The organism is Burkholderia sp. Bp9015, from assembly GCF_003853505.1.
GTDB lineage: Bacteria > Pseudomonadota > Gammaproteobacteria > Burkholderiales > Burkholderiaceae > Burkholderia.
On the sequence record NZ_QTPZ01000016.1, the window covers coordinates 24,509 to 51,403 of the forward strand.

Genomic DNA, 26,895 nt, shown 5'->3' on the forward strand with positions numbered 1-26,895 from the left:
CGTTCGCGTGGGGGGGCGCAGCCCCCCCATCTCCCGAAAACGCATCCGTCGGAACACGCGGCCGCCCAGCGAGTGCCAACATGAACCTGTCGCGCCCCTTCATCACCCGCCCCGTCGCGACGACGCTGCTCGCGCTCGGCGTCGCGCTCGCGGGCCTGTTCGCGTTCATCAGGCTGCCGGTGTCGCCGCTGCCGCAGGTCGACTTCCCGACCATCTCGGTGCAGGCGTCGCTGCCCGGCGCGAGCCCCGAGACGGTCGCGACCAGCGTGACGAGCCCGCTCGAGCGGCACCTCGGCTCGATCGCCGACGTCAGCGAAATGACGTCGACCAGTACCGTCGGCAACGCGCGGATTACCCTGCAGTTCGGGCTGAACCGCGACATCGACGGCGCCGCGCGCGACGTGCAGGCCGCGATCAACGCGGCGCGCGCCGACCTGCCCGCGTCGCTCAGGAGCAACCCGACGTACCGCAAGGTCAACCCGGCCGACTCGCCGATCATGATCGTGTCGCTCACGTCGGAAACGTCGTCGCCCGCGAAACTGTACGACGCCGCGTCGACGGTGCTGCAGCAGTCGCTGTCGCAGATCGACGGGATCGGCCAGGTGTCGGTGAGCGGCTCCGCGAACCCGGCCGTGCGCGTCGAGCTCGAGCCGCACGCGCTGTTCCACTACGGCATCGGCCTCGAGGACGTGCGGGCCGCGCTCGCGTCCGCAAACGCCAACAGCCCGAAGGGCGCGATCGAGTTCGGCCCGAAGCACTACCAGCTCTATACGAACGACCAGGCGTCGCAGGCGTCGCAGTACAGCGACCTCGTCGTCGCTTACCGCAAAGGCGCGGCCGTGCGGCTGTCCGACCTGTCCGAGGTCGTGGACGGCGTCGAGGACCTGCGCAACCTCGGTTTGTCGAACGGCAAGCGCGCGGTGCTCGTGATCCTCTACCGCTCGCCCGGCGCGAACATCATCGAGACGATCGACCGCGTGCGCGCGGCGCTGCCGCAGCTCACCGCGTCGCTGCCGGCCGACATCACGGTCACGCCGGTGCTCGACCGTTCGACGACGATCCGCGCGTCGCTGAAGGACACCGAGCACACGCTCCTGATCGCGGTCAGCCTGGTCGTGATGGTCGTGTTCCTGTTCCTGCGCAACTGGCGCGCGACGCTGATCCCGAGCGTCGCGGTGCCGATCTCGATCATCGGCACGTTCGGCGCGATGTACCTGCTCGGCTTCTCGATCGACAACCTGTCGCTGATGGCGCTGATCGTCGCGACCGGCTTCGTCGTCGACGATGCGATCGTCGTGCTCGAGAACATCACGCGCCACATCGAGAACGGCAAGCCGAGGTTGCAGGCTGCGTTCGACGGCGCGCGCGAGGTCGGCTTCACGGTGCTGTCGATGAGCATCTCGCTCGTCGCGGTGTTCCTGCCGATCCTGCTGATGGGCGGCATCGTCGGGCGGCTGTTCCGCGAGTTCGCGCTGACGCTGTCGCTTGCGATCGGCGTGTCGCTCGCGGTGTCGCTCACCGTCACGCCGATGATGTGCGCGCGGCTGCTGCGCGAATCTCACGAGGTGCAGGAGGAAGGCCGCCTCGGCCGCTTCCTCGAGCGCTTCTTCACGCGGATGCAGCGCGGCTACGAACGCTCGCTGTCGTGGGCGCTGCGCCGCCCGCTGCTGGTGCTGCTGATCCTGTTCGCGACGATCGGGCTGAACGTCTACCTGTACATCATCGTGCCGAAGGGCTTCTTCCCGCAGCAGGACACCGGGCTGATGATCGGCGGCATCCAGGCCGACCAGTCGACCTCGTTCCAGGCGATGAAGCTGAAGTTCGCCGAGATGATGCGGATCGTGCAGGCGAACCCGAACGTGAAGAGCGTCGCGGGCTTCACCGGCGGCACGCAGACCAACTCGGGCTTCATGTTCGTCACGCTGAAGGACCGCGCCGAGCGCAAGCTGTCGGCCGACCAGGTGATCCAGCAGCTGCGCAGGCCGCTGTCGGACGTCGCGGGCGCGCGCACGTTCCTGCAGGCCGCGCAGGACATCCGCGTCGGCGGCCGGCAAAGCAGCGCGCAGTACCAGTTCACGCTGCTCGGCGATTCGAGCGCCGAGCTGTACAAGTGGGCGCCGCTCCTGACCGAGGCGCTGCAAAAGCGCGCCGAGCTGACCGACGTGAACTCCGACCAGCAGCAAGGCGGCCTCGAGGCGATGGTGACGATCGACCGCGCGAGCGCCGCGCGGCTCGGCATCAAGCCCGCGCAGATCGACAACACGCTGTACGACGCGTTCGGCCAGCGCCAGGTCTCGACGATCTACAACCCGCTGAACCAGTACCACGTGGTGATGGAGGTCGCGCCGAAATACTGGCAGAGCCCGGAGATGCTGAACCAGGTGTGGATCAGCACGTCGGGCGGCAGCGCGAACGGCTCGCAGACCACCAACGCCGCGGCCGGCACCTTCGTCGCGACCTCGGCCGGCACGTCGAGCGCCGGCACGGCCGCGACGAGCGCCGCGGCGATCGCGTCCGATTCCGCGCGCAACCAGGCGCTGAACTCGATCGCGTCGAGCGGCAAGTCGAGCGCGTCGTCGGGCGCGGCGGTGTCGACGTCGAAGTCGACGATGATTCCGCTGTCCGCGATCGCGACCTTCGGCCCGAGCACGACGCCGCTGTCGATCAACCACCAGGGGCTGTTCGTCGCGACGACGATCTCGTTCAACCTGCCGCCGGGCGTGTCGCTGTCGCAGGCGACCCAGGTGATCTACCAGACGATGGCGCAGATCGGCGTGCCGCCGACGATCGTCGGCAGCTTCCAGGGCACCGCGCAGGCGTTCCAGCAGTCGCTGAACAACCAGCCGATCCTGATTCTCGCGGCGCTGCTGGCCGTCTACATCGTGCTCGGGATCCTGTACGAGAGCTACATCCACCCGATCACGATCCTGTCGACGCTGCCGTCGGCCGGCGTCGGCGCCCTCCTCGCGCTGCTGCTGTTCAAGACCGAGTTCAGCATCATCGCGCTGATCGGCGTGATCCTGCTGATCGGTATCGTGAAGAAGAACGCGATCATGATGGTCGACTTCGCGATCGACCAGACGCGCAACGGCAACAAATCGTCGTTCGATGCGATCCACGAGGCGTGCCTGCTGCGCTTCCGGCCGATCATGATGACCACGATGGCGGCACTCCTCGGCGCGCTGCCGCTCGCGTTCGGCCACGGCGACGGCGCCGAGCTGCGCGCGCCGCTCGGGATCGCGATCGCCGGCGGCCTGATCATGTCGCAGGTGCTGACGCTCTATACGACGCCGGTCGTCTATCTGTACATGGACCGGTTCCGCGTGTGGGGCGAAAAGCGCCGCAACCGCCGCGGCAATTCGGGCGGACCGGCGGTGGCCGGGGAGTAACGGCACGCGGCCGCTTCGAGAATCGCGAGCCTGCGCGCAAGCGCGGGCTCGCGATAGCGCGACGAGCCGTCATCCATGTCGCGCGAGGTCATACAGATCCTTTGCGTTGCGCGCATAGCGGCGCGGCGCCATTCCCGACCAGCGATGAAACGCGCGCGCAAATGCCTTCTCCGACGTGTAGCCGACCCGCTCGGCGACCTCGATCAGCCGCAGCTTGCCGTGCGCGAGCTCGCCGCTCGCCAGATACATCCGGTAGGCGGTCAGGTGGACGATCGGCGTCTCGCCGACCAGTTCCGCAAAACGCGCGCAAAAGCGCGAGCGCGACATGCCGGCCTCGGCCGCGAGACTCGCGAGCTGCCAGTTGCGGCGCGGGTCGCGGTGCATCAGCGCCATCGCACGGCCGATCTGCGGATCGGTCAGGCCGCGCAGCCAGCCCGTATGATTTGCCGACGACTGCAGGTGCGCGCGCAACAGCTGCACGAACAGCACGTCGGCGAGACGCGTCGCGGCGACGGCCCAGCCGGGCTGGCACGCCATCGACTCCTCGATGAAGCTCTGCAGCGTGCTCGCGAGCCAGGGCGCGACGGCCGCGTCGTTCGCGCGGACGTGGATCAGTGGCGGCAGCACGGATAACAGCGGGCTGCGCACGAGGTCGCGATAAATGACGATCCCGGTATAGAGGTCGCTGGTCGCGCCGCCGCCGCCCGCGGCAAATTCGAGCGGCGTGTCGAAGCGCGGCCGGATGCCCTTGTCCGCCATCAACGTATCGAACGGCACCGGTGGCTCGTCGAGCGACGACGCCATCACGTGCTCGTCGCCGTGCGGCAGCAGCACGAAGTCGCCCGGCCCCACGTGCACGGGCGCGGCACCGGCGACCGAGAGGAAGAACGGGCTGCCCGCGCAGGTGCGAAACGGTGCGCCCGCGACGGCCGGCTTGCGGATCGCCCACGGTGCGCTCAACGTGAAGCGCCCGGTGACGACCGCATCGGCCCGCAGATCGGCCAGCACGTCGCTGAGAAGATCAGTCGTCATCGTCGGAGTCTCCGTGGTGCGTGCCGCCGGCTCAAAAGCGCTGCTGGATGCCCGCCATCACGCCGACCTGGTTCCGGCCGGCGCCGACGGTGCCGCCGGCCGCCACCGCCGACGTGCCGAGTGCGCTGTTCGTCATATAGCCGACCGACGTATAGAGCATCGTACGCTTCGACAGGCTGTAATTGGCGCGCGCGACGAACAGGTTCGAGTCGTAGCGGCCGCGCAGCAGGTAGCGCACCGCCTGTGCGTCGAACGATAGCGCCGGCGTCGCGTAGACCGTGCCGCCCGCGAAGAAGATGTCCGACTGGCTGTGCGTCGCGGCCGCCGTGTTACGGCGGATCCAGCCCGCGCCGAGTTTCGCGATGCCGAATTTCACGTACGCGTCGACGATCGTGCGCGTGTCCGTATAGCCGGGGCTCGACAGCGGCGCCGACGCACCCGCGCCGCCGTGCATCACGTCGTACGAAGCGGCCGCGCCGAACTGCGGCGCGTCGTACGCGACCATCATCGTGTACTGGCGGCAGGCGACCGGATCGCCCGCCACGTTGCCCGCGCAGTTCGTGGCCGACGGGCCGGCCGGGCCCGCGCCGTCGCGCCCGGTGCTGTAGGTGCCGCCGAGCGTCAGGCCGCCGAAGTGGCCGAGATAGCCGACCGCGTTGTCGCTGCGCGCGTTCGGCAGATAGCTGTCGAAGCTCGCCATCGAATGAATCGACGGGCCGATCACGTCGGCGTTCAGCAGCACCAGCATCGACATGTTCATCTGCCGCCCGAGGGTGAGCGCCCCGTACGGCGATTCGATGCCGACGTTCGCCTGCCGGCCGAAGAGCCGGCCGCCGTAGTTCAGCGCGCCCGAGTTCAGCGCGAAGCCGTTCTCGAGCACGAAGAACACGCGATAGCCGCCGCCGAGATCCTCGACGCCGCGCAACCCGAAGCGCGACGGCACCTCGCCGGTCAGCGACGGCATGCCGGCGACCGAGCCGCCGCCCGCCGCGTTGTTGTAGTACTGGACGCCGGTATCGACGATGCCGTACAGCGTCACGCTGCTCTGCGCATGCGCGCCCGGCGACACGGCAGCGGCGGCCGCCGCGAACGAAACGGCCGTCGCGGCCGTGCGGAAGGTTTTCATGGAATTCTCCAGACCAGTCGTGTAGTTATGCTTGATATTGACCGGCGTCGCATCGCACGCCGCCGGCCTTGGGGGAACACCGGAAAGCTCAGGTCACGAGCGGCGTGGCGAACGGCATCGAGCGCGGCCGCTCGCCGGTCGCATGCCAGATCGCGTCGGCGACGGCCGGTGCGACCGGCGGCAACGCGACTTCGCCGCAGCCTTGCGGGTCGCGATCGCTGTCGACGATCACGACGTCGATCTTCGGCATCGCGGCCAGACCGAGCAGCGGGTAGTCCGCGAAATTGCGCTGCACGACCGCGCCGTGCGCGAACGTGATCTCGCTTCGGAACGTATTGGTCAGCGCGAAGCCGACGCCGCCTTCGACCATCTCGCGAATCAGCAGCGGATTGATCGCGCGGCCGCAGTCGATCCCGCACACGATCCGCTCGAGCTTCACGTTGCCGCCCGTCACGCGCACCTCGGCGATCGTCGCGACGTACGTGCGGAACGCGCCGCCGCGCCCCGTGTACAACGAATACGCGACGCCGCGCGACAGGCCGGCCGGCGCGCGGCCGAACCAGTTCGCGCGCGCGGCCGTCGCGTCGAGCACGCGCAGCGCGAGCGGGTCGTGCTTGAGCAACGCGCGCCGGTATCGCACGGGGTCGGCCCGCGCCGTGTGCGCGAGTTCGTTTACAAAGCTCTCGAGGAAAAACACCGTCGACGTGCTGCCGACGCTGCGCATGAAGCTGACCGGAATCGGCTGCATCACCGTGACCGAGTCGACCAGCAGGTTCGGCACGTCGTAGCAAAGGTCGTACAAGCCGTCGAGCATCGTCTCGTCCCAGCCACCCGCCTTCTCGTAGCGGTCGCGCTTGATCGCCGCATACAGCGAGTGGCCGGCGACGCGCGCATGCAGCGCGACCGGCAGCCCGTCGCTACCGAGCGCGGCGCGCAACCGCGCAGACGCGCACGGCCGATAGAAGCCGTGACGGATATCGTCCTCGCGCGAGCGGATCACCTTCACCGGCCGCCCCACCGCTTTCGACGCGACGGCCGCATGCACGACGAAATCGGGCACGTACTTGCGGCCGAAGCTGCCGCCGAGAAACGTCGTGTTGACGATGATGCGCTCGGCCGGCATGCCGAACAGCGCCGACAGCGCCCAGCGCACCTTGTCCTGCCCCTGGATCGGCCCCCACACCACGATCTCGTCCGCCCGCACGTGCACGGTCGCGTTGACGGGCTCCATCGTCGCGTGAACGATGTACGGCGTGTGGTAGTCGGCTTCGACGAGCGTGCCGGCCTCGGCGAGCCGGCGAGCGGGCTCGCCGATCGTCGTCGCGACCGCCGCGTGCTCCGCCTGCAGCGCGCCCTTGCACTGCGCGAGAATCGTCGCGCTGTCGAACGCCGGCGTCGGGCCCGCATCCCACACGATGTCCGCCGCATCGCACGCCTTCTTCGCCTGCCAGTAGGTATGCGCGACAACGATCACCGCGTCCTTCGCGAGCACGACGTCCGCGACGCCGGGCATCGCACGCAACGCATCGCGATTGTTCACGGCCGTCGGCCGGCCGTTCAGCGTCGGCGCCATCGCCAGCGCGCCGACCAGCATATCGGGCACCTGCACGTCGATGCCGTAGATCGCGCTGCCGTCGACTTTCGCGGGCACGTCGAGCTTGTGCAGCGGACGACCGATCAGCGTGTGCGCGGATTCCGGCTTCAGGCGCGGCTGCGGGTCGTGCGGCAGCTTCGCGGCGGCATCGACGAGTTCGCCATATGACAGCGACCGGCCGCTCGGCGCATGGATGACACGGCCGTCGCGCGTCACGCACTGCGTGTCGCGCACGCCGAGCCGCGCGGCACCGGCCCGCAGGAACGCCGAGCGCGCCTGCGCGCCCGCGATGCGCAGCCGCGTGTAGAACATCGTCGCCGACATCGATGCGCCGACGAACTGCTGCGGCGCCTCGTTCGCGGCGTCGATCCGGTACGCGTCGCGCCCCGTGACGAATTCGATCGTCACGCTGCGCCAGTCAGCATCCATCTCGTCGGCGAGCACCTGCGGCAGCCCCGTGTAGACGCCCTGCCCGACTTCGGCTTGCGACAGGCCGATGATCGTCGTGCCGTCAGCGTCGACGCGCACCCAGTCGTTGATCTCGCGAAAGCGTGCGCCGTCGCCGGCCGCCTGCACGACGTCGCCGATCGCGAGCGGCAGCAGCAGGCTGCCCGCCAGCGCGACGCCGCCCTTCAGGAATACGCGCCGCGATGCATTCGGCGTGTGCCGCACCCGCAGCGCGTCAGCCGGCCGCGACATGGATGGCCTCGCGAATGCGTTGATAGGTCGCGCAGCGGCACAGGTTCGTGACGGCCTGGTCGATCTGCGCGTCGGTCGGCTTGCGATGCCGCGCGAGCAGCGCGGCGGTGGCCATCACCATCCCCGACTGGCAGTAGCCACACTGCGGCACGTCCTTCTCGATCCACGCGCGCTGCACCGGGTGTGAGCGATCGTGCGACAGCCCCTCGATCGTCGTGACCGCGCGACCCGCGACGCTCGCGGCCGGCAGCACGCACGAGCGTGCGGCCTCGCCGTCGAGATGCACGGTGCAGGCACCGCACGCGCCGATGCCGCAGCCGTATTTGGTGCCGGTGAGCCGGGCCGTGTCGCGTATGACCCACAGCAGCGGCGTATCGGGATCGCCGTCGAAATCGAACGGCTGGCCGTTCAGCGTGAAGCGCATCGTCTGTCTCCCTGTTGCGCATCGCCGGTTCGTCATCCGGCGGATGGCGGCGATGGTTGACAGGGATTCTTGGCGGCGCAAAAAGCCACGCCAATGACCTTTGCTCCCGAAAAAGTAGCCGATCGTCCAGATCGTTGCAGACGACGATTCGCTGATGGCCGCCGCACCAGCCGCCGTCGTGGCCGCCGCGCTCGCCGCCCATCCGGCTTGCACGCCGGCGGTGATCGACTATCGTGTGTCCATGCCCACCCTCGCGCCCCGTCCCGGGGACCCGCCATGAACGTCCAGCTGAACCATACGATCGTCTGGTGCCGCGACAAGCACGCATCGAGCCGCTTCCTCACCGAACTTCTGGAACTGCCGGCGCCGACGCCGTTCGGCGCGATGCTGGTCGTCCGGCTCGACAACGGCGTGTCGCTCGATTTTTATGAAAAAGAGGGAGAGATCACGGCCCAGCACTACGCGTTCCTGACCGACGAGACCGGCTTCGACCGCGTGTTCGCGCGCATTCGCGCGCGTGGCCTGCCGCACTGGGCCGATCCGGCGAAGCGGCAGCCCGGTGAGATCTACCGCCATGACGGCGGGCGTGGTGTGTATTTCGACGATCCGGACGGTCACTTCCTCGAGGTGATGACGCGGCCGTACGTGCTGAACGGATAACGAAGCGCGTCGGCCGGTGTTGCACCGGCCGACGCGGCGGCGCGGGCAGCGCCCTCGGTCGGACGCCGTCCCGCCCGGACGCCCTCTGACGCCCGCTGACTCCGTTACTCGGCGGCGGCAGCCGTCTTGCGCGGACGGCGCGCGCGGGTCGCCGTCTTGCGGGCCGGCTTCTTCGGCTTGGCGCCGGCTGCTGCGTCGGCGGCCGCTTCAACGGTCGATTCGGCGGTCGGTGCGGCTTCGTGCGACGGCTGCGCGGCAGCCGCCGAGGCACCGTACTCGCCGGCCGTCGGCGCCGCGTGCTGCGCCGCGACGTGCCGGTCCTCGCCGTGCTCCGCGTCGCGATGTGTCGCTTCTGCATGCTTGCCTTCCGCATGCTTGTCGCCACCGTGCTTCGCACCGCCGTGCGCGGCCTCGTCCGGATTCGCCGCCGTGTGACGGCCGGCCCCCTTCGCATCGCCCGCCTGCTTCACGCCGGCCTTCTTCGCCCCTGCCTTCTTCGCCGCGGTCTTGCGCGCGCGCTTGCGGCCATCCTTCGCGTCACCGTGCGTGTCGGCCGCCTCATTCGCGTCGGCCGTCGCGGCCGGCACGAGCGCCGCTTCGTTCACGAAGTCGACGACGTCCGCCTCGTCGACATCGGCCCGCACGCTTTCGCCGACAGCCGCTTCCGCCCGCTGCCCGCGGCGCCGCGGCTCGCGCTCGGCCGTTGCGGCTTCCCCGTGGCGCCCGCCGTGACCGTGCTGGGCGCCGCCCGTATCGCGCGCCGCCGCCACCGGCTCGGCCGCCGCCGCGGACTGGCGCGGCCGCGACACGAACGCGCCCGACTTGTCGTCGCGTCCCACCTCGAGCAGGCCGCGCGCCTGCGCTTCGTCGAGCAGGTTGCCGAATGCGCGGAAACCGTAATACGACTCGTTGAAGTCCGGCTTGCGGCGCTTGATCGCGCTCTTGAGCACCGACGCCCAGATCTTGCCGACGTCGTCGCGCTCCGACGCCAGCGCATCGAACGTCTCGACCGCGAGCGCGATCGCCTCGCTGCGGCGCACTTCCAGTTCCGGCTTGCGCGACGGCTCGTCGGCGCGCTTCGCGCCGCCGTTGCCGGTGCGCTGCTGTTCGCGCTTCGCCAGCGCGCGCTGCTGCTCGCGCACCAGGTCGTCGTAGAAAATGAATTCGTCGCAGTTCGCGACCAGCAGGTCCGACGTCGACTTCTTCACGCCGACCCCGATCACCTTCTTCGCGTTCTCGCGCAGCTTCGACACGAGCGGCGAGAAATCCGAGTCGCCGCTGATGATCACGAACGTATCGACGTGCGACTTCGTGTAGCAGAGATCGAGCGCGTCCACGACGAGCCGGATGTCGGCCGAATTCTTGCCCGACTGGCGCACGTGCGGAATCTCGATCAGCTCGAAGCTCGCCTCGTGCATCGAGGCCTTGAAGCCCTTGTAGCGCTCCCAGTCGCAATACGCCTTCTTCACGACGATGCTGCCCTTCAGCAGCAGCCGCTCCAGGACGGGCTTGATGTCGAATTTCTCGTACTTCGCGTCGCGCACGCCGAGCGCGACGTTCTCGAAGTCGCAGAATACGGCCATGCTGACGTTGTCCAGGGGTAATGCCATGTGTACTCCAACCGGTTGGTCGCCGCGTTGTATTGCCTGGCGGCGAAAAATGCATCGCGCACATGATAGCCGGTCGGCGGGGCGATTCCGCGATCCGTGCGCGCGAGCGCGCGGAGACGGGGCGCCGCGCCGGCCGTTTCGGTGCGGTACAGCCCCAATTACCCGAGCGCCGCCGCCCCGATCGACATACACTTGAGTATCGGTCGTCCGTCCCTATCTGGAAGGACGACGCATCGAGCAAGGAGCGGTTTCATGACGACGAAGGTATTGCTGATTGGCGCGACCGGCCGCACCGGCCGGGCCTGCGCGGATCTGCTGCTGGAGCAGCCGGAATTCGAGGTGACTGCGCTGGTGCGCCGGCACGGCTATGCGCTGCCGGGCGCGAAGGTCGTCGAGGCCGATCTGACGGGCGATTTCTCGCACGCGTTCCAGGGCATCACGCACGTGATCTACGCGGCCGGCTCGGCGGAATCGGAAGGCGCCGCCGAAGAGGAGCAGATCGACCGCGACGCGGTCGCGCGCGCGGCCGAGCATGCGCTCGCCTACAACGTGCAGAAGCTGGTCGTGATCAGTTCGCTGACCGCGTACTGGCCGGAGCGCAGCGGCGACGCGCTGCGCCACTACTCGCAGATGAAGCGCGAAGGCGACGACCGCGTGATCGCGTCGGGCATCGATTACGTGATCCTGCGCCCCGGCCCGCTCGCGGACGGCCCGGGCGTCGGCAAGATCGCGCTGACCGAGGAGCCGCTCGACGCAGCGCCGCCGGTGTCGCGCCAGGATGTCGCGTGGGCCGCGATCGAGGCGATCAAGCTGGGCATTTCGCGCAAGGTCATCGGCTTCGTCGGCGGCAGCGTGCCGATCGAACAGGCATTGCGCGCCTGACGCTTGCCCGGCCTGCCCGCGCCGCCACGGGGCGGCCGCGTGTCATCGCGCCTGCGGCCCGCGAAGCGGGCCGCTTTACGGCGGGCTGACCGCCTGCGGATGGCTGCTTACGGCTTCGGATGCGCGTCGGCCCACGCCTTCACCGCGCCGAGCGTGTTCTCGACATGCTTGTCGGGCGACAGGCTCGTATATTGGTACAACACCTTCCCTTCCGGCGAAATCACGTAGGACACGCGGTTCGCGCGATCGAGCGCGGGCAGCTTCGCGTCGTATTCGCGGATGATCTTCGCGTCCGGATCGGCCGCGACCGGGAACTTGCTGCGGCACTCGCTCACCGAGAACTTCGTCAGCGTGTCGATGTTGTCCGCGGATACGCCGATCACCGTCGCGCCGTAAGCCTTGTAACGATCGACCGCATCCGCGAACGCATGCGCCTCGATGGTGCAGCCCTTCGTGAACGCGGCCGGGTAGAAGTACAGCACGACCGGCCCGTGCTTCAGCGCATCGGCCAGCGAGTACGTGTAAGTCTTGCCGCCCAGCGACGCCTGCGTCGTGAAAGGGGGCGCCGCGGCGCCCGGCTTCAGTTCCGCCTGCGCGACCCGCGCATGGCCGGCCACCAGCAGCGCCGCCGCGGCGCCCACCCATAGTTTTCGCTTCATCTGCGTCCTCATTTCTTATAAAGTCAGCCTCGATGTAGGCCGTATCGGCGTTCGCCTGTCGAACGCCGATGTGCGCGACCCGGTCCAGCGGCCGTGCCAGCCGCGGCCGGCCGGTTAAAGATTTTGCGCAGCCTGCCGTTATTTCTTCCGGACAACCAGTTCCAGCCCTTCACGTCAGCGAGACACATGGAAGCCAACAGGAAACAGACGCCACGCAAGGGCTCCTGGCGCAATGCCTTGCATACGCTGCGCCGCTTCGCCTGGTCGGGCGGCGCGCTGATGCCTGCGCGCGCCGGCGCGCCGCGCCGCGACGACACCGTGCGCAACTGGCTGGAACAGACGGTCGGCACGGTGGACTTCCTCGCCCATGTCGACCGCGAGCTGCGTTTCCTGTACGTGTCCGATGCGAGCCTGCGCTTCATCGGCTATCACCGCGACTACCTGCACACGCTGACGCTGCGCGACCTGATCGCGGAACAGGATACCGCGACGCTCGAAGGCCTGCTTGCACGCGCCGCGCGCTCCGGCCAGGTCGAGAAGGCGACGATGTGCATCGTCAAGTCGCTCACCTATCCGCTCGACGTCGAGGTCCGCGCGTTCAAGAGCCGCCACCACGGCGTCGACGGCTTCGCGATCGCGGCGTTCGACGTGTCGGCCTGGCGTGCGCTCGAGGCCCGCCTGACGTACGAGATGCACCACGACCCGATGACGGGGCTCGGCAACCTGTCCGCACTCGTGCCGGCGCTGATGCGCGCCCAGCAGGCCGCCGACGAAAGCGGCACCTGTGCCGCCCTGCTGCTGCTCGACCTCGACGACTACCAGCGCATCAACCGTGCGCTCGGCTACGACGCCGGCGACACGCTGTTGCGCGACACCGCGCAGCGGCTGCAGGCGCTCGTCGCGCCCGGCGAGCAGCTCGCGCGTGTCGCGAGCGACAAGTTCGCGGTCGTGCTCACCGCACCGGACCGCGCACACGCGAGCAATGCCGCGGACGCGCTCGCGCGCCGCCTGCAGGCCGCGGTGCGCGAACCTTACGCGTACCAGGGGCAGACCGTCCACCTGTCCGCGAGCATCGGCATCGCCGTGTACCCGGACGAACGGGCTGCGCCCCATCGCGCGCAGCACCACAGCCCGCTGCTGCGCCGCGCCGACCACGCCCTCGCGCAGGCGAAGGCCTCGGGCGGCAACGCGCTCGCGTTTCACGCGCCGGTCGACGATCCGGCCGACGCCGAGCGGCTCAAGCTCGAAGCCGACCTGTACGACGGCGTGCGCAACGGCGAGTTCTCGCTCCACTTCCAGCCGATCACGCGCAGCCAGTCGGGGGCGGTGGACGGCGTCGAGGCGCTGATCCGCTGGCGTCATCCGGTGCACGGCCTCGTGCCGCCGGCGACCTTCATTCCGCTCGCCGAATCGATCGGCCTGATCAACTATCTCGGCAACTGGGTGCTCAAGGCCGCGTGCATGCAGCTCGTCGCCTGGGATCGCCAGGGGCTCGCGCTGCAGTACGTGGCGGTCAACGTGTCGCCGCAGCAGTTCCGCGACCCGCGCTTCACGCAGAGCGTGCGCGAGGCGATCGCGCTGACGGGCATCGATCCGCGCCGCATCGTGCTGGAAATCACCGAAAGCCTGCTGATGCACGACCCCGTGCAGGCAAAGGGGCTGCTCGAGGAGCTGACCGAGCTCGGCATCCGCTTCGCGATCGACGATTTCGGCACCGGCTATTCGAGCCTCGCCTACCTGCAGCGCTTCCCGCTCGCGAAGCTGAAGATCGACCGCAGCTTCGTCGAGAACCTGCTGACGTCGCGCAACGACCGCGCGATCGTGTCGGCGGTGGTCGGCCTCGCGCAGACGCTCGATCTCGAACTCGTCGCGGAAGGCGTCGAGACCGAGGCACAGCGCGAACTGCTGACCGAGATGGGCTGCAACCACATCCAGGGCTGGCTCGTGTGCCAGGCGCTGCCGTCCGAGGAACTCGCACGGCGCTTCGAGGCGCAGCAGCTGCGCCTGCACGCCGCCTGACGCGCGCGGCGAACCGGATAGATCCGTATGTCAATCACCGCACACCTGCCCCGCACGGCGCTGCTCGACAAGCTGTGGGCCCGGATGAACGAACGGGGCGACTTCCCGCTGCTGTCGGAGTCGCTGCGCGCGACGATGGCCGCGATGAAGAACGACGACCTCGACTTCACCGCGCTCGTGCGCGTCGTGCTGTCGGATTTCGCGCTCACGCAGAAAGTCCTGCGGCTCGCCAATTCCGCGATGTACATGGCGTTCGGCGGCAACATCACGACCGTCACGCGGGCGCTGATGGTGCTCGGCATGGACACGGTCGGCCATCTGGTCGTCGGGCTGAAGCTCGTGGACCACTTCCACCACAGCACGCCGCGCCGCATCGACGCGAAGCTCGAGCTGAACCGCGCGCTGCTGTCCGGCTGCGTCGCGCGCAAGCTCACCGAGCATGCGGAGCTGCGCGGCGGCGAGGAAGCCGTCGTCTGCACGCTGATGCGCCAGGTCGGCAAGCTGCTGGTGGTCTGCTACCTCGACAGCGAATGGGACCGGATCCGCCGTCGCGCCGCCGAGCTGGACGGCGACGATGCGGCCGCGTGCATCGACGTGCTCGGCGTCGGCTTCGACGAGATCGGTATCGAGGCCGCCGCGAACTGGCGGCTGCCCGACGTGATCCGCGCCGGGATGGCCGACGGCGACGGCAGTACCGCGCATGCCGCGAGCCTCGACGAGGACGATGACGACGCCGATCGCCAGCGCTCCCGCGACGCGTGCGCCGACGACAGCCCCGGCCGCGTACGCTGGCTGCGCGCGGTGAGCCGCTGCTCGACCGATGTCGCCGGTGCGCTCGCGATGCCCGCGGGGCCGCAGCGCGACGCGCACATCGCGGTGCTCGCGCAGCACTACAGCCAGGAGCTGGACATCGACGCCGACGCGCTGGTGGCGATCGCCGACCGGCTCGCATCCGAGGAAGCGAGCGACACCGTGATGCGCGAGATCGTCGAGTTGCGCGCGAACGCCGACGCGATCGCGCGGGCGCAGCCCGATCCCGAGGCATGCCTCGAGGCCGGTCTCGCGGACCTGCGCGCGCTGCCGTCCGAGCACGTGCTGACGCCGGTGCTCGCGCTCGCGTCGGAAAGCCTGCTCGCGGGCCTCGCGTTCACGCGCACCGTGATGTTCGTGCGCCGGGAAGACGGCGCGTTCGCCGCGCGTCTCGGCTTCGGCCCGGGCGTCGATGCGGCGCTCGACCGGCTGTGCTTCGACGAGCGCTTCGAGCCGGACGTATTCCATCTCGCGATCACGAACTCGGTCGGCATCTTCATCGAGCAGGCGCAGGACCCGAAGATGGTGAAGCGCCTGCCCGCGTGGTATCTCGACGCGCTTCCGGACACGCGCGCGTTCGTGCTTCTGCCGGTGCGCGTCGGCGCGAAAACGGTCGGCCTGCTGTACGGCGACTGGGCCGGCGCGCAGCCGGCGCGCAAGATCACGCAGCAGGAGATGAGCGTGCTCAACGAACTCGCGCGCGAACTGGGGCGGTTCTTTCCCGCGTAATCGGCGTGATGCGGGCGGCGCCCCAAAAGCAAACCGGCCGCAAAAGCGGCCGGCTGCAGGTACGACGGATCGAAATGCTTACTTGAGCGTGACCGGCACGCTGAAGTACTTCTTCGCGAGGTTGTCGATCGTGCCGTCGGCCTTCAGTTCCTTCAGCGCCTGATCGAGCGCGGTCTTCAGCGCCGCGTCGTTCTTGCGCAGACCGAAGCCGACGCCCGAACCGAGGATCTCGGCATCGCTGACCGTGCCGCCGGCGAAGCCGAAGCCCTGGCCTTGCGGCTTCGACAGGAAGCCCTTCGAGCCCGCCTCCGAATCCTGGAACGCCGCGTCGAGACGGCCCGACTTCAGGTCGGCGTAGGCGAGGTCCTGCGTCTGGTACGGCACGACTTCGACGCCGGCCGGCGCCCACTTCTTCTTCGCGTACGCTTCCTGGATCGTGCCCTGCAGCACGCCGACGCGCTTGCCCTTCAGTGCTTGCGGGGTCGGCTGCAGGCCGCTGCCCTGCTTCGCGATCAGCTGGTTCGGGATCGTGTAGATCGGATCGGTGAACGCGATCGCGTGCTTGCGCTGGTCGGTGATCGTCATGTCCGAGTTGATCGCGTCGAACTTGCGCGCCTGCAGCGCGGGGATCAGGCCGTCGAAGTCGTTCTCGACCCACACGCACTTCGTCTTCAGCTTCGCGCACACCGCGTTGCCGATGTCGATGTCGAAGCCGGTCAGCTTGCCGTCGGGCGTCTTGTATTCGAACGGCGCGTACGAGGCCTCGACGCCGAACCGGATCTCCTTCAGATCCGCTGCCATCGCGCTGCCTGCCGCCACGGCCGATGCCGCCACTACCGCGTGCGCGGCCACTTTACGCCAATCCAACTTCATCAGGTGTTCTCCTCGATACTCGAATGTTCCGGAACTACGGGCGCATGCATCATCGCAGGGTCGGATGACGACGCCAATGCCGATGCCGCGCCTTGATGCGGCGCAACAGCCGCAAGGCCGCGATTGTACCAATCCGCGGGGCCCGGCACGGCAAAGCGGCCGCCGGCCCGCGATGCTGCGCTGCGTGCACGATGACGGCAGGATGCGCCGTCGAACTTGCAAGACGATGTCGCAAATACGCAAGCGCGACGCACGGGCCATCCGCGCGGCATGCGGGCGTCGATCGCAAAAAAGGAAATGCGGCCGGACGATGCGCGTGCCGCGGCCCCCGCAGCCACGCGCCACCGGCCTTGGATCAGACGAGTGCGGCCAGCGTCTCGCGCGTCGTATCGACCACCAGCAGCCCCGCGCGCAGGCCCGGCTTCACGGCCGGATTCGGAAACACGATGCGCTCCTCGTCGTGCTGCACCGTGTAGCGGTAGTCGCCGTCCTGCGCGAGTACCGTGCCGCGCGCGAACGCGGTGAAATTCGCGACGTCGGCCGCGACGAACAGCTCGAGCGCATCGCTCTGCTTCGTGATCTGGTCGATCACGGTGAACACGCGCGGCAACGCGGCGTCGACGTCGCGCGGCGCACCGGACACGAGCTTGCGCACCGCACGGTCCGCCGGCGCGAAGCGCGACAGGTCGTTCTGGCCGAACGGCCGCACCTTGCCGAGTTCGAGCGTGCACGCGAGCGCGCCGCAGTGCTCGGCCGTGTAATGCGAATACGTGTTGCCCTTCGCGGTATGCAGCAGCACGGCCGCGATGCGCGCATCGCCGAGCCATTCGACCATCTTGCGGGCCGGCGGCGTGCCCGTGTGGGGCAGCAGCGCGAACTGTTCGAACACCGATGCGCGGATCGCCGTGTGCATGTCGACGTGCCAGCGCGCGCTGCCGGCCGGCGCGTCCGCGAAGAACGCGGCGGCCGCCGCTTCGAGCTGCACCGCGCGCGGCGCTTCGCGGCTCGCGGGCACTTGTGCGTGACGGCCGCTGAACAGGCGGTTCAGGTCGTCGTCGAGATAGCGTGCGCCCGCGCGCATCGCCGGCACGTTGCCGAGCACGACGAGCAGGCGGCACGCGAGCGGCAACGTGCCCGCCGCGAGATCGCGCACGAGCATCGACAGCAGCTCGATCGGCGCGGTCTCGTCGCCATGCACGCCGGCCGACACCAGCACGCTCGCACGCGCCGCAGCGCCCGCTTCATTCGCTGCCGGCTCGAGCGCGAGCAGCCCGTCGCCGAGCCAATGCCAGCGCACCGCGCCGTTCGCGCACGCGCCGACCTTCACGGCCGGCGCGTCGCCCGCGAGCGTGAACGCGAGGAAGTCGTCGAGCAGCACGGCGGCCGGCACGCGGGACTCAGCGCTGGAAGTCATACAGCGACCCGACGCGCAGGATCTGCGTGAGCTCGTCGAGCGCCGTGCGCGATTCGTCGAGCAGCGTCGGATCGGCGAGGTCTTCCGGTGCGAGACGGTCGCGGTAGTGCTTTTCGATCCACGCGTCGAGCGACGCGAACAGCGTGTCGTTGATCCACACGTTCGACGTGACGGCCGCACGCTCGGCGTCGTTCAGCACGACGCGCAGGCGCAGGCAAGCCGGGCCGCCGCCGTTCTTCATGCTTTCGCGCAGGTCGAACACGAGCACGTCGCGGATCGGGCCGTTGCCGGCCGCGAGCTGGTCGAGATAGGCGGCAACGTTCGCGTTCTCGCGGCATTCCTGCGGCACGACGAGCACCTGCGAGCCGTCCGCGCGCGACAGCAGCTGGCTGTTGAACAGGTACGACGTGACCGCATCGTTCACGCTCACGGCCGCATCGGGCACCTCGATCACGTTCAGCCGCGCGCCGCGCGCGTCGAGCGCGGCCGTCAGCGTGTCGTAGATCGCCTGCTTGTTGACGAACGCGCGCTCGTGCGTGAACAGCGTGTCGCGGTTGCCGACCGAGATCACGTCGTTGTGGAACACGCCTGCATCGATCACGTCCGGATCCTGCTGCGCATAGACCGTCGCCGTTTCGGCGAGACCGTGGCGATGCGCAACCGCGCGGCTCGCCTCGAAGGTCTGGCGCGCCGGGAAGCGCTTCGGCTCCACGCCGCGGCGGTATTCCGCGCGGCCGTACACGAAGAACTCGACGCCCGGCAGGCCGTATTCGGCGCAAAAGCGCGTGTGGTTGGCCGCGCCCTCGTCGCCGAGTGCCGGCGTGCCCGTCAGCGCCTCGTGCACCGCGAAGTGCGCGGGATCGGCGAACAGCGTCGACAGCGTGCGGCGCGTCGCTTCGTGCTCGATCGCGCGATGCAGCTTGCTGCACAGGTTGGCCGGCGTGAAGTGCACGCGGCCGTCGCTCGTGTCGGCCGACGGGCTGACGGTCGCCGCATTCGCGGTCCACATCGCCGACGCCGAGCTCGCCGCGGCGAGCAGCTCCGGTGCCTGCTTCGCGGCCTTCGCGATCACGTCCGCATCCTTGCCGGAGAAGCCGAGCTCGCGCAGCAGGCGCAGCGACGGACGCTCCTGCGGCGGCAGCACGCCTTGCGCGAAGCCGAGGTCCGCGAGCTGCTTCATCTTGCGCAGCCCCTGCTTCGCGGCGGCCTTCGGATTCGCGGCCGACTTCTCGTTGTTGAGCGACGCCACGTTGCCGAACGACAGCCCGGCGTAGTTGTGGGTCGGGCCGACGAGTCCGTCGAAATTGGCTTCTTGTGCGTTCATCGTCGTTCCCTCGATCAGAAATGCAGGCCCGGCGACAGGCTCGCGGGCAAGGTCAGTTGGGTGCTTTCCACCGACGCCATCGGATACGCGCAATAGTCGGCCGCGTAGTACGCGCTCGGCCGATGGTTGCCCGAGCGGCCCGTGCCGCCGAACGGCGCGGCCGACGATGCGCCGTTGGTCGGGCGGTTCCAGTTGACGATCCCCGCACGAATCGTGCGGCGGAAGTGGTCCCATGCGTTGGCGTCGTCGGCGAGCAGGCCGGCCGACAGGCCGAACGCCGTGTCGTTCGCGCGCTCGATCGCTTCGTCGAACGTCGCGTAGCGGACGATCTGCGCGAGCGGGCCGAAGTGCTCTTCGTCGGGCAGGTTCGCCACGCCGGTCACGTCGATGATCGACGCGTTCACGAAGCCCAAGCGCGGATCGCGCTGCGTCATCGCGATGATCGGCTGCGCACCCTGCTCGATCAGGCGCGACTGCGCGTCGACGAGCTTGGCGGCCGCGCGTGCCGAGATCACCGCGCCCATGAACGGCTGCGGATCGGCGTCGAACACGTCGGCCGTGATCTTCGACGTGACGTCGGCGAAGCGTGCGAGGAAGCGGTCGCCGAACGCGCCGTGCGGCACGAAGATGCGGCGTGCGCACGTGCAGCGCTGGCCGGCAGACAGGAACGCCGACTGGATCGTGTGATGCACGGCCGCGTCGACGTCCTCGACTTCGCCGATCACGAGCGGGTTGTTGCCGCCCATCTCGAGCGCGAGCACGATTTCCGGACGGCCGCCGAACTGCTTGTGCAGCAGCGTGCCGGTATCAGAGCTGCCGGTGAAGAACAGCCCGTCGATCTGCCGGTGATTCGCGAGCGCGATGCCCGTGTCCTTCTCGCCCTGCACGAGGTTCAGCACGCCGGCCGGCAGACCGGCTTCCTGCCACACCTCGACCGTCGCGCGCGCGACGCCCGGGGCGAGCTCCGACGGCTTGAACACGACCGCGTTGCCCGCGATCAGCGCCGGCACGATATGACCGTTCGGCAAATGGCCGGGAAAGTTGTACGGACCGAACACCGCGACGACGCCGTGCGGGCGATGGCGCAGCACCGCGACGCCGTCGGCCATGTCCTGGCGCTTCTCGCCGGTGCGTTCCTGGTAGGCCTGGATCGAGATGCCGACCTTCGCGGCCATCGCCGCGACTTCGGTGCGGGCTTCCCACAGCGGCTTGCCGGTCTCGCGACCGATCGCGGTCGCGATCGCTTCCTTGCGTTCGGTGAGCAGCGCGGCGAAGCGCTTGACGATTTCGCAGCGCGCTTCGAAGTCGAGCGCCGACCAGCCGGCGAACGCGCGGCGCGCGCTCGCGACCGCGCGGTCGACGTCGGCCGCCGACGCGCTTTCGCCCTGCCATGCGATCGCGTCCGTGCCCGGGTTGCGCGAAGCGAAGACGGGGCCCGAGCCTGCGACCCAGGCGCCGTCGATGAAGAGTTCCGTCATGATTCGTTTATCCCTGTTTGACTTTGAGCGGCAGCACGCGGACCGGATCGCCGGCCTTCACGTCGAGCGCGGCGGCATCGTCGGCCGACAGCACGAATGACCCGTTCACGACCACGCCCGGCGCGACGCCGACGCGGAAATCGCCGAGCGACGTGTTCGATACGAGCGACTTCGGCATATCTTCCCGCACGTCGGGCACGCCGATCGCGACCGGCACGACGACGCTCTCGCGCACCGTGCGCAGGTCGTTGATGTGGCATTCGAGCACCGGGCCCGCGTCGAAGATGTCGACGTGGTTCTGGTAGCGCAGCCCTTCGGCCTCGAGCATCTTGCGGGCCGGCAGCGTGTCGCGGTGCGTGAGGCCGACCGCGTCCTGCGCGTCCTGCGGCAGCAGGTCGACGTACACCGGATAGCGCGGCATCAGTTCCGCGAGGAACGACTTGCGGCCGTGCGAGCTGAGGTAGTCGGCCGCGTTGAAATCGATCTGGTAGAAGTGCGAACCGACCGCGCGCCAGAACGGCGACGTTCCGTCCTCGTCGAAGTGGCCGCGCAGTTCCGCGCAGATGCGTTCCGGGAAGCGTTCGCGGAACTGCGCGATGAACATGAAGCGCGAGCGCGACAGCAGGCCGCCGACGCCGCCCGTGCGGTAACGCGGGCTCAGGAACAGCGAGCACACTTCCGCGTAGCCCGTCAGGTCGTGCGAGATGTTGAGCGCGGACATCCGCGTCCACACACCGAGCTCCTGGCTCGCGTGCACGACCGTGCTCACGCGATAGTTGTAGAACGGCTGTTCGAGGCCGACCTGCGTCTCGATCCCGCACACGCCCGCGATGTCGCCCGTCTTCGATTCTTCCATCACGAAGAAGTAGCCGGCCTCGCCCGGCGCGGCCTCGCCGTCGAGCGTGCGGCGCGTGCGTTCGATGCGCGCGGCGAGCGCGTCGCGATCGGGCTTGAACGTGGTCAGGCCCGGCCCGGTTTCCTTAGCGAGCGACACGAGCGCGTCGACGTCGCCCGTTTGTACGACCCGAACGACGATCATGCTGCGTCTCCCTTCATGTCTTCATCGTCGCGGCGGTGCAGCGGCACGCAGCGCACGACATCACCATCCTTCACATCGAGCGCCGCGCGCACGTCGCCGGCGAGCGGCGCGTCGGCCGTATCGCCCGGCAGGTCGGCCAGCACGCAGCGGAACGATTCGCCGCTGCCGGTCGACACTATGTACGCGACGTCGCCCTGCTGATGCGCGGCTTCGCGCACCGTGCGCTCCGCGCCGTGCTTCACGCATGCGGTGCGGTCGACCTGCGCGGTCAGCACGGGGCCCGCGTCGAAGATGTCGACGAAGCGGTCCGGCTCGAAGCCTTCCTCGAGATGGATGTCGTACGCGAGCAGCGCCGTTTCGTTCGGCTCGCCGAGCACGCGCTGCGCGGCTTCCGGCAGCAGCGGCACGTAGAGCGGATACGCCGGCATCACTTCCGCGATGAACGTGCGGCTGCGGCCGCCCGACGCGATGTCGACGTCGGTGAAGTTGCGGCCGAAGAACTTGCGGCCCACCGCTTCCCAGAACGGCGATGCGCCCGTGCTGTCGCTCACGCCGAGCAGCAGCGTGAACACTTCCGGCGTGAAGCGGCGGCGGTTCGCGGCGATGTACATCATCCGCGCACGCGAGATCAGGTGCGCGGCCGCGTCGCCGCGCAGCGACGGATCGACGTAGAAGCCCGCCAGCCGGCTCTTGCCGGTCAGCTCGTGCGACATCGTGAGCGCGTGGATCTTGCGGTTCACGTGCAGCTCGCGCGACGCGTGGATCAGTGCATCGTTGCGGAATGCGTAGAACGGTTCCGAGTAGCCGGCCGCGGCCACGATGCTCGCCGTGCCGAGCAGCTTGCCCGTCGACGAATCCTCGAGCACGAAGAGATAGAACTCCTCGCCGGCGAAGTCGACGTCCGCGCGAAACGAATCCTCGGAGAGCGCCACGCGCGCTTCGAGCGCCGCGCGATCGTGCGGCAGCGAGTGCAGGACCGGCTGCGCGGTGCGCGCCATGTGCGCGAGCGCATCGAGATCCGTGAGTTTGCCGGGGCGAACAAATAGCATCGTCGTTCCTGTCTGCGATGGGCGCGCCGCTCAGCGCGCGGTGGCTTCCTGGGCCGCGAGCACCTGCTCGACTGCCTTCTCGAAGCGCTTCACGCCTTCGTCGAGCAGGTCGAACGGGATCACGAGCGACGGCACGAAGCGCAGCACGTTCGGGCCCGCGATCAGCATGATCAGGCCGTTCTCGGCGGCGGCGGTGACGAAGTCCTTCGCGCGGCCGTCGAATGCGGCGGTGAGTTCCGCGCCGACCAGGAGGCCCTTGCCGCGGATGTCCTTGAAGATGCCGAAGCGTGCGTTGATGCGTTCCAGCGCGCCCTTCAGGCGCACGCTGCGTTCGCGCACGCCTTCGAGCAGCGCCGGGTCGCCGATCAGCTCGACGACCTTGTCCGCGATCGCCGACGCGAGCGGGTTGCCGCCGTACGTCGTGCCGTGCACGCCGACCTTGAAGTGGGCGGCCAGTTCGTTCGTCGTCAGCATCGCGCCGATCGGGAAACCGTTGCCGAGTGCCTTCGCGGTCGTGAGGATGTCCGGCGTGACGCCCGTGTCCATGTATGCGTAGAACTGGCCCGTGCGGCCAACGCCCGTCTGCACTTCGTCGAAGATCAGCACTGCGTCGTTGGCGTCGCACGCTTCGCGCAGTGCCTTCAGGAAGGCCGGATCGGCCGGGATCACGCCGCCTTCGCCCTGCACCGGCTCGACGATCACCGCGCAGGTTTGCGGGCCGATCGCGGCCTTGGCCGCTTCGATGTCGTTGAACGGCAGGTGCTTGATGCCTTCCGGCACCGGGCCGAAGCCTTCCGAGTATTTCGGCTGGCCGCCGACGCTGACCGTGAAGAACGTGCGGCCGTGGAACGACTGGACGAACGACACGATTTCGTACTTGTCGGCGCCGTGGCGGTCGAATGCGACGCGGCGCGCGAGTTTCAGCGCGGCTTCGTTCGCTTCCGCGCCCGAGTTCGCGAAGAATGCGCGGTCGGCGAAGGTCAGCGCTTCGAGGCGCTTCGCGAGGCGCAGCACCGGCTCGTTCGTGTAGCCGTTGCCGATGTGCCAGAGCTTGCGGCCTTGTTCGTCCAGGACCTTCAGCAGTTCCGGGTGGCCGTGGCCGAGCGACGTGACGGCGATGCCGCAGGCGAAATCCACGTATTCGCGGCCGGCCGTGTCCCACACGCGCGAGCCCTCTGCACGGTCCGGCACGAACGGCGCGGGGGAGAATACCGGCACCATCACTTCGTCGAATGTCTGGCGGGTCACGGTCGAGGTCGTCATGGTCGTTCCTTTCGGTTTCGTAAGAGGGTTCAACAGGATCAAGTTTAGGTAAGGGTGACGCAAGCGTCTTGCGGAATTGCGACGGGTTCTATCGGAAGCGGATAGGGCGCTTTATTTTGCCTCTCCCCGGCGGGGGGCGTGGCGTTTTGTGCTTGGTTGCTGTTTCGCGGTTTTTTGGCGGTGCGCTCGCCGTTTGGCGTGAAGCACCTGCGATCGTGTCGGTCTATTAGCGTCGCCCCTGCGCGGGGCGGCGGTTACTTTTCTTTGTCTTGCCAAAGAAAAGTAACCAAAAGAAAGGCGCCCGGATAACGCATGACTTCCCGGTGCCGTAGTCCACCAAGTGGCCCTCGCCTAAGTGTCCGCGCCAGTCGGGAACCCGGAGTGGTTCGAGCAATGGTTCTGACACCACTCCCTACGCAACGGAGCGGTATACCGCCCGCTAGCTCCATCCTCGCTATGCTCGGCTGCAAGGTTCTTCGGCCGCATTCATGCGCCCGCGCCACGCATGGACACCCACTGATCAGTTCCCCAAATCAGTGAGGGGCCGCTGTACCACAACGACGATTTCAATTTATTCAATTCATGCGTCGCTTGCCGCAATTGTGCAAATCAATCGACCGACAGCTTTGCGAAGCGGGACGTGTGGACCTGTCGACCGAGCGAAGCGAGGGCGGAGCTAGCGGGCGGTATACCACTCCGCGGGGTGGTGAGTGGTGTCGGAACCATTGCTCGAACCACTCCGGGTTCCCGACTGGCGCGGACACTTAGGCGAGGGCCACTTGGTGGACTACGGCACCGGGAAGTCATGCGTTATCCGGGCGCCTTTCTTTTGGTTACTTTTCTTTGGCAAGACAAAGAAAAGTAACCGCCGCCCCGCGCAGGGGCGACGCTAATAGACCGACACGATCGCAGGTGCTTCACGTCAAACGCAAGCGCACCATCAAAAAAACAGAATCAATCCTTAGCCCCCCGCTCAACAAGCGCGCCCCCGCGAGGCTCTCCCCCACCGCCGGTCTGCTTCTCGAGCCAGGCTCTCCGATCCTCCCGAGGCGTGACCCCAAACCTTTCGCGGTACGCATTAGAAAAGTGCGCAGCAGAAGAAAACCCACAGGCGAGGCTCACCTGAACGACCGACTTGCTGGTCCGCTGCAACTGCGTGCGAGCCTTGAGCAACCGGAGATTGAGGTAATACTTGGAGGGCATCGCCCCGAGATACTGCCGGAAGAGCCGCTCCAGCTGCCGCCGCGACACGCCGACGAGCCCGGCGATCTCATCGGTCGTCAAAGGATCCTCGACATTGGCTTCCATCAAAAGCAACGCATCGTTCAGCCGAGGATGCCGCTCACCGGGCGCGGTCACAAAAGGAATCCGCTGCCGCTCCTCGCCGCTGCGCAGCGTGCCGGCCCCGAGCGCGTCGGCAATGCGCTCACCCAGGTCCGCCCCGTGTTCCCGGCCGATCATGGCCAGCATGAAATCGACGGTCGCCTGCCCGCCCGCACAGGTCGCCCGATCGCGATCGATCTCGAAGATCTGCTGCGTGACGATCGAGCGCTCGAACTGTTCGGCAAACTGCTGATACGTCTCCCAGTTCACGCTCACGCGATATCCGGAAAGCTGCCCGGCCATCGCGAGCCACCACACGCCGTGGTGAATCCCCGTGACGACCGGCGTGCGCTGCCCCACCCGCGCGAGACTCGCAAGAAACAACCGATAGTCGGCAAACTGCTGAAACCGCTCCGACACGACGATCAGCCAGTCGCACGCGATCGCATCGTTGAACGCCGCATCGGCATGCCACTGCGCGCCGCCGGCGAGCGGCACCGGCCGCCCGTCCCACGAACACACCTGCCAGCGATACAGCAAGCGCCCGTCGATCTCGTTCGCGAGATGCAACGCATCGACGATCGGACCCACACCCGACATCGACACGGGCGGCAATGCAACGATCGCCACCTGCGTCGTGCGGGTGGCGCCTGCGGGACGAGACACCGGTACCACGTATGAAACGCCCTTCGCGTTACTTGAGGCTACCCGACAGGAACTGCTTCAGACGCTCGCTCTGCGGACGCACCAGCACCTCCTTCGGATCACCCTCTTCCTCGGTCCGCCCCTGATGCAGGAACATCACGTGATTCGACACGTTGCGCGCGAAACCCATCTCGTGCGTGACGACGATCATCGTGCGGCCTTCCTCGGCCAGCTTCTGCATCACCTTCAGCACTTCGCCGACCAGTTCCGGGTCGAGCGCCGACGTCGGCTCGTCGAACAGCATCACGTCCGGATGCATCGCCAGCGCCCGCGCGATCGCGACACGCTGCTGCTGGCCACCCGACAAATGCGACGGATACTGCTTCTCGACGCGCGGCGGCAAACCGACCTTCTCCAGGTACTCGCGCGCACGCTCCTCGGCTTCCTTCTTCGCAATGCCGAGCACGTGCACCGGCGCTTCCATCACGTTCTCGAGCACGTTCATGTGCGCCCACAGATTGAAGTGCTGGAACACCATCGCGAGCTTGGTGCGGATGCGCTGCAGCTGCTTGTGATCGGCCACCTCGAGCGCACCGGCGCGGTCGGTCCTGGTGCGCACGGCCTCGCCGTCGACGACGATCTGCCCCGCATTCGGCCGCTCGAGAAAATTGATGCAGCGCAGGAACGTGCTCTTGCCGGAACCGCTGGCGCCGATGATGCTGATGACGTCGCCGGCCTTCGCGTTCAGCGACACGCCCTTGAGCACCTCGTTGTCGCCATAGCGCTTGTGAATGTCGACCGCGGCAAGCTTGGTGGAAGCGGACGCGCTCGTTTGAGTGATCTCGGCCATCTGG

Annotated in this window: 20 protein-coding genes; 5 read left to right on the plus strand and 15 right to left on the minus strand. The window is 68.2% G+C overall.

Features of this window, described 5'->3' with window-relative positions; translation table 11 throughout:
• Positions 1–80: 80 nt before the first annotated feature.
• Positions 81–3,389, plus strand: a complete 3,309-nt coding sequence (locus DIE12_RS18425) for an efflux RND transporter permease subunit (protein WP_124521325.1) — start codon at positions 81–83, stop codon at positions 3,387–3,389.
• Between the two features lie 69 nt (positions 3,390–3,458).
• On the opposite strand, the gene DIE12_RS18430 is transcribed toward DIE12_RS18425, so the two are convergent.
• The 4 genes from DIE12_RS18430 to DIE12_RS18445 form a co-directional block, all read right to left on the minus strand.
• Positions 3,459–4,421, minus strand: coding sequence for an AraC family transcriptional regulator (locus DIE12_RS18430; RefSeq protein WP_124487390.1), 963 nt, complete (start codon positions 4,419–4,421; stop codon positions 3,459–3,461).
• A gap of 31 nt (positions 4,422–4,452) precedes the next feature.
• Entirely contained in the window at positions 4,453–5,547 is a 1,095-nt protein-coding gene (locus DIE12_RS18435) for a porin (RefSeq protein ID WP_124487391.1), read from the minus strand.
• An 88-nt stretch (positions 5,548–5,635) separates the two neighbouring features.
• Entirely contained in the window at positions 5,636–7,840 is a 2,205-nt protein-coding gene (locus tag DIE12_RS18440) for a molybdopterin cofactor-binding domain-containing protein (protein WP_124521327.1), read from the minus strand.
• A complete protein-coding gene (locus tag DIE12_RS18445; RefSeq protein ID WP_124487393.1) occupies positions 7,824–8,264 on the minus strand; it encodes a (2Fe-2S)-binding protein in 441 nt (146 codons plus the stop codon). The genes DIE12_RS18440 and DIE12_RS18445 overlap by 17 nt, the downstream gene beginning before the upstream one ends.
• A gap of 276 nt (positions 8,265–8,540) precedes the next feature.
• Between DIE12_RS18445 and DIE12_RS18450 the strand changes: the two genes are divergently transcribed.
• Positions 8,541–8,924 (plus strand): VOC family protein, encoded by a 384-nt coding sequence (locus DIE12_RS18450; protein WP_409333458.1) that lies wholly within the window; start codon positions 8,541–8,543, stop codon positions 8,922–8,924.
• Positions 8,925–9,028: 104 nt separating this feature from the next.
• Here DIE12_RS18450 and DIE12_RS18455 read toward each other — a convergent pair whose 3' ends face one another.
• Positions 9,029–10,534, minus strand: coding sequence for an NYN domain-containing protein (locus DIE12_RS18455; protein ID WP_124487394.1), 1,506 nt, complete (start codon positions 10,532–10,534; stop codon positions 9,029–9,031).
• A 252-nt stretch (positions 10,535–10,786) separates the two neighbouring features.
• On the opposite strand from DIE12_RS18455, the gene DIE12_RS18460 reads away from it, so the two are divergent.
• Positions 10,787–11,416, plus strand: a complete 630-nt coding sequence (locus tag DIE12_RS18460) for an SDR family oxidoreductase (RefSeq protein ID WP_124487395.1) — start codon at positions 10,787–10,789, stop codon at positions 11,414–11,416.
• A gap of 107 nt (positions 11,417–11,523) precedes the next feature.
• On the opposite strand, the gene DIE12_RS18465 is transcribed toward DIE12_RS18460, so the two are convergent.
• On the minus strand, positions 11,524–12,075 hold the full coding sequence (locus DIE12_RS18465) for a peroxiredoxin (protein WP_124521329.1): 552 nt from the start codon (positions 12,073–12,075) through the stop codon (positions 11,524–11,526).
• A 279-nt stretch (positions 12,076–12,354) separates the two neighbouring features.
• Between DIE12_RS18465 and cdpA the strand changes: the two genes are divergently transcribed.
• On the plus strand, positions 12,355–14,094 hold the full coding sequence (gene cdpA / locus DIE12_RS18470) for a cyclic di-GMP phosphodiesterase CdpA (RefSeq protein WP_193759872.1): 1,740 nt from the start codon (positions 12,355–12,357) through the stop codon (positions 14,092–14,094).
• Positions 14,095–14,121: 27 nt separating this feature from the next.
• Complete coding sequence (locus DIE12_RS18475; protein ID WP_124521331.1) at positions 14,122–15,633, plus strand: HDOD domain-containing protein; 1,512 nt, start codon at positions 14,122–14,124, stop codon at positions 15,631–15,633.
• Between the two features lie 78 nt (positions 15,634–15,711).
• On the opposite strand, the gene DIE12_RS18480 is transcribed toward DIE12_RS18475, so the two are convergent.
• From DIE12_RS18480 to DIE12_RS18530, 9 genes are all read right to left on the minus strand, one after another.
• Entirely contained in the window at positions 15,712–16,506 is a 795-nt protein-coding gene (locus DIE12_RS18480) for an ABC transporter substrate-binding protein (protein WP_044849131.1), read from the minus strand.
• Positions 16,507–16,861: 355 nt separating this feature from the next.
• Entirely contained in the window at positions 16,862–17,920 is a 1,059-nt protein-coding gene (gene astE, locus DIE12_RS18490) for a succinylglutamate desuccinylase (RefSeq protein ID WP_124521333.1), read from the minus strand.
• On the minus strand, positions 17,904–19,244 hold the full coding sequence (gene astB, locus DIE12_RS18495) for an N-succinylarginine dihydrolase (protein WP_124487399.1): 1,341 nt from the start codon (positions 19,242–19,244) through the stop codon (positions 17,904–17,906). Before astB ends, astE begins: the two co-directional genes overlap by 17 nt.
• A 14-nt stretch (positions 19,245–19,258) precedes the next feature.
• Positions 19,259–20,722: a succinylglutamate-semialdehyde dehydrogenase gene (astD, locus tag DIE12_RS18500; protein WP_124521335.1), complete on the minus strand. Its 1,464-nt coding sequence runs from the start codon at positions 20,720–20,722 to the stop codon at positions 19,259–19,261.
• A gap of 7 nt (positions 20,723–20,729) precedes the next feature.
• On the minus strand, positions 20,730–21,761 hold the full coding sequence (gene astA, locus DIE12_RS18505) for an arginine N-succinyltransferase (RefSeq protein WP_124521337.1): 1,032 nt from the start codon (positions 21,759–21,761) through the stop codon (positions 20,730–20,732).
• Positions 21,758–22,810: an arginine/ornithine succinyltransferase subunit alpha gene (aruF, locus tag DIE12_RS18510; protein WP_124521339.1), complete on the minus strand. Its 1,053-nt coding sequence runs from the start codon at positions 22,808–22,810 to the stop codon at positions 21,758–21,760. The genes astA and aruF overlap by 4 nt, the downstream gene beginning before the upstream one ends.
• A 30-nt stretch (positions 22,811–22,840) precedes the next feature.
• Positions 22,841–24,073 carry an aspartate aminotransferase family protein gene (locus tag DIE12_RS18515; protein WP_044849125.1) on the minus strand — a complete coding sequence of 411 codons (1,233 nt, stop codon included), beginning with the start codon at positions 24,071–24,073 and terminating at the stop codon, positions 22,841–22,843.
• A gap of 954 nt (positions 24,074–25,027) precedes the next feature.
• Complete coding sequence (locus DIE12_RS18525; RefSeq protein ID WP_124487403.1) at positions 25,028–26,071, minus strand: GlxA family transcriptional regulator; 1,044 nt, start codon at positions 26,069–26,071, stop codon at positions 25,028–25,030.
• A gap of 19 nt (positions 26,072–26,090) precedes the next feature.
• Positions 26,091–26,891, minus strand: coding sequence for an ABC transporter ATP-binding protein (locus tag DIE12_RS18530; RefSeq protein WP_124487404.1), 801 nt, complete (start codon positions 26,889–26,891; stop codon positions 26,091–26,093).
• Positions 26,892–26,895: the final 4 nt, after the last annotated feature.

What these genes read in the sequence shown, in the direction of transcription:
- DIE12_RS18425 (WP_124521325.1), top strand. Translation starts at nt 81, where the DNA reads ATGAACCTGTCGCGCCCCTTCATCACCCGCCCCGTCGCGACGACGCTG.
- DIE12_RS18430 (WP_124487390.1), bottom strand. Translation starts at nt 4,421, where the DNA reads ATGACGACTGATCTTCTCAGCGACGTGCTGGCCGATCTGCGGGCCGAT.
- DIE12_RS18435 (WP_124487391.1), bottom strand. Translation starts at nt 5,547, where the DNA reads ATGAAAACCTTCCGCACGGCCGCGACGGCCGTTTCGTTCGCGGCGGCC.
- DIE12_RS18440 (WP_124521327.1), bottom strand. Translation starts at nt 7,840, where the DNA reads ATGTCGCGGCCGGCTGACGCGCTGCGGGTGCGGCACACGCCGAATGCA.
- DIE12_RS18445 (WP_124487393.1), bottom strand. Translation starts at nt 8,264, where the DNA reads ATGCGCTTCACGCTGAACGGCCAGCCGTTCGATTTCGACGGCGATCCC.
- DIE12_RS18450 (WP_409333458.1), top strand. Translation starts at nt 8,541, where the DNA reads ATGAACGTCCAGCTGAACCATACGATCGTCTGGTGCCGCGACAAGCAC.
- DIE12_RS18455 (WP_124487394.1), bottom strand. Translation starts at nt 10,534, where the DNA reads ATGGCATTACCCCTGGACAACGTCAGCATGGCCGTATTCTGCGACTTC.
- DIE12_RS18460 (WP_124487395.1), top strand. Translation starts at nt 10,787, where the DNA reads ATGACGACGAAGGTATTGCTGATTGGCGCGACCGGCCGCACCGGCCGG.
- DIE12_RS18465 (WP_124521329.1), bottom strand. Translation starts at nt 12,075, where the DNA reads ATGAAGCGAAAACTATGGGTGGGCGCCGCGGCGGCGCTGCTGGTGGCC.
- cdpA (WP_193759872.1), top strand. Translation starts at nt 12,355, where the DNA reads ATGCCTGCGCGCGCCGGCGCGCCGCGCCGCGACGACACCGTGCGCAAC.
- DIE12_RS18475 (WP_124521331.1), top strand. Translation starts at nt 14,122, where the DNA reads ATGTCAATCACCGCACACCTGCCCCGCACGGCGCTGCTCGACAAGCTG.
- DIE12_RS18480 (WP_044849131.1), bottom strand. Translation starts at nt 16,506, where the DNA reads ATGAAGTTGGATTGGCGTAAAGTGGCCGCGCACGCGGTAGTGGCGGCA.
- astE (WP_124521333.1), bottom strand. Translation starts at nt 17,920, where the DNA reads ATGACTTCCAGCGCTGAGTCCCGCGTGCCGGCCGCCGTGCTGCTCGAC.
- astB (WP_124487399.1), bottom strand. Translation starts at nt 19,244, where the DNA reads ATGAACGCACAAGAAGCCAATTTCGACGGACTCGTCGGCCCGACCCAC.
- astD (WP_124521335.1), bottom strand. Translation starts at nt 20,722, where the DNA reads ATGACGGAACTCTTCATCGACGGCGCCTGGGTCGCAGGCTCGGGCCCC.
- astA (WP_124521337.1), bottom strand. Translation starts at nt 21,761, where the DNA reads ATGATCGTCGTTCGGGTCGTACAAACGGGCGACGTCGACGCGCTCGTG.
- aruF (WP_124521339.1), bottom strand. Translation starts at nt 22,810, where the DNA reads ATGCTATTTGTTCGCCCCGGCAAACTCACGGATCTCGATGCGCTCGCG.
- DIE12_RS18515 (WP_044849125.1), bottom strand. Translation starts at nt 24,073, where the DNA reads ATGACGACCTCGACCGTGACCCGCCAGACATTCGACGAAGTGATGGTG.
- DIE12_RS18530 (WP_124487404.1), bottom strand. Translation starts at nt 26,891, where the DNA reads ATGGCCGAGATCACTCAAACGAGCGCGTCCGCTTCCACCAAGCTTGCC.